The organism is Acidovorax sp. CF316 (genome assembly GCF_000276605.1).
Taxonomy (GTDB): domain Bacteria; phylum Pseudomonadota; class Gammaproteobacteria; order Burkholderiales; family Burkholderiaceae_C; genus Acidovorax.
Window position 1 is genome coordinate 1 of sequence record NZ_AKJX01000226.1, and the last position, 2,101, is coordinate 2,101.

At 63.1% G+C, this 2,101-nt stretch carries 2 protein-coding genes; one reads left to right on the forward strand and one right to left on the reverse strand.

Features of this window, described 5'->3' with window-relative positions:
* Positions 1 to 276: 276 nt before the first annotated feature.
* Complete coding sequence (locus PMI14_RS27525) at positions 277 to 1,410, reverse strand: sterol desaturase family protein (protein ID WP_007859667.1); 1,134 nt, start codon at positions 1,408 to 1,410, stop codon at positions 277 to 279.
* Positions 1,411 to 1,527: 117 nt separating this feature from the next.
* Between PMI14_RS27525 and PMI14_RS27530 the strand changes: the two genes are divergently transcribed.
* Complete coding sequence (locus PMI14_RS27530; RefSeq protein WP_007859668.1) at positions 1,528 to 2,031, forward strand: acyl-CoA thioesterase; 504 nt, start codon at positions 1,528 to 1,530, stop codon at positions 2,029 to 2,031.
* The last annotated feature ends 70 nt before the right edge of the window (positions 2,032 to 2,101 follow it).

A 2,101-nucleotide genomic window follows, 5' to 3' on the forward strand; every position in this document is an offset into this window, starting at 1 on the left:
CGGGCTATCGGCTGCGCACCGCGCCTTGCATCCCATCCCGAAAAGGGACTTGCGCGGCTTCAAAAAGGCATTGAACAGGCTCCTGGTTGTTGAAAGCAGGCAACTGGCTGGCTGCGCAACAACAAGAAGAGCACGGCGTGGCTGGTTTATGGCTCCAATTGTAAGTTTTAAATAACAATCATTCTTAATATAGGTGCCTGGGAGGGGCGCCATTCGGGCCAGGCGCGTTGCTTTTGCGCCTCATTTGCAACCCGGACGGCCCCTCGGGGCGGCTGCTCAGCCCTTCCAGGTGAACGGAAACTTGAACTGCTTGACGAAGCCGTTGGGCACGTAGTCACCCAGCACGCCGTACTTCTCGGGCCAGAGCTTGGTGCTCTTCACGGCGGTACCGAACAGGTAGTCCAGGAAGGCGAAGTGCGCCGCATAGTTCTTGTCCAGCGCCTCCTGGTCCTGGCTGTGGTGCCAGTGGTGGAAGTTGGGCGTGACCAGCACGTAGCGCAGCGGCCCCAGGCGCACGCTGACGTTGGCGTGGTTGAACACCGCCTGGAAGCCCACGACGACGATGTAGGCGTCGATCACTTCCTTGGAGAAACCGAACACGTAGATGGGGGCCAGCACCAGCGTGCGCGTGATCAGCAACTCCAGGATGTGCTGGCGCGAGCCGGCCATCCAGTCCATGCTTTTCACGCTGTGGTGCACGGCATGCAGGCGCCACAGCACGGGCACCTCGTGGTAGGCGCGGTGCGTCCAGTACTGCACCAGGTCGGCCACCAGCACAATGAGGAACAGCGCCACCCAGAAGTTCAGGCCCTGCACCCAGCCGCGGATGCCGTCGCTCGCGGCCCAGCCGAAGAACCTGTGCACGAGGAGGTTGGTGGCCAGCAGCACGAAGCCCACCACCATGTGGTTCACGATGAAGTGGTGGAAGTCGGTCTGCCACTCTTCGCGGAAGATGGGCTGGTCCTTGCGCAGCGCGAACAGCTTCTCGATGAAGATGAAGATCAGCGAGCTGCCCAGCAGGTCGAGGATGAACCAATCGAGGCCGATGTAGGGCGTGTTGTCGGGGAAGTTGGGGTCCACCTCCACCTTGTGGCCGCCCAGGATGGCGGCCAGCGCCACGGTCGCGAAGGCGAAGGCGGCCAGCCAGCGCGAGCGGTTGAACAGGATGTTGACCAGCGAGATGCCGCCCGCAATCGCCATGGCCGCCAGCATGATGTAGCGGATCACGGTCACGTCGTAGCTCTTGCGCAGTTGGGGCGTGGTCAGGTACTCGGGGAAATGGAAGGCCAGCACGCCCAGGAAGCACAGGATGGCCAGCGTGAGCGCGATGACGCCCGATACCAATCCGCGCCCGGTGCGCAGCGCACCATGGCTTTCGGTGAATTCATTGAGCTTGTCGATTTCCAGCATGCTTTACCCCTCTGCGCCCGGATCGTGGAGTGGTGTTGCCCAGGCTTGTGTGTTGCGCAGTGTAGCGGGGGCGTGTGCATCCTTGTGTAACCGCCATCGGACGTAAAATCGGGGCCCATGAACATCCCCTCGCACCAGCTGAGCATGACCGTGCTCATGTCCCCGGACATGGCCAATTTTTCCGGCAACGTCCACGGCGGCGCCATCCTGAAGCTGCTCGACCAGGTGGCCTACTCCTGTGCCAGCCGCTACTCGGCCTGCTACGTGGTCACGCTCAGCGTGGACCAGGTGATGTTCCTGCAGCCCATCCACGTGGGCGAGCTCGTGACCTTCCTGGCCAGCGTCAACTACACCGGCTCCTCGTCGATGGAGATCGGCATCAAGGTGGTGGCCGAGGACATCCGCTCGCAGGTCGTGCGGCATGTGAACAGCTGCTTTTTCACCATGGTCGCCGTGGACGAGGCGCGCAAGCCCGTGCAGGTGCCCCCGCTCTCGCCTTCCACCCCCGACGAGCGCCGCCGCTGGGATGCCGCCGTGATGCGCAAGACCCTGCGCAAGGAGCTGGCGGCACGCTTCGAGCAGGCCCGCTCGGCCCCGGTGCCTGCGCCCCTGGCGGCTTGAATGTAAGCACCCCCTGAGTCGCTTCGCGCCTTCCCCCTCTCTCATATTGCTTCGCAATCTGGGAGGGGGA

What these genes read in the sequence shown, in the direction of transcription:
- PMI14_RS27530 (WP_007859668.1), top strand. Translation starts at nt 1,528, where the DNA reads ATGAACATCCCCTCGCACCAGCTGAGCATGACCGTGCTCATGTCCCCG.
- PMI14_RS27525 (WP_007859667.1), bottom strand. Translation starts at nt 1,410, where the DNA reads ATGCTGGAAATCGACAAGCTCAATGAATTCACCGAAAGCCATGGTGCG.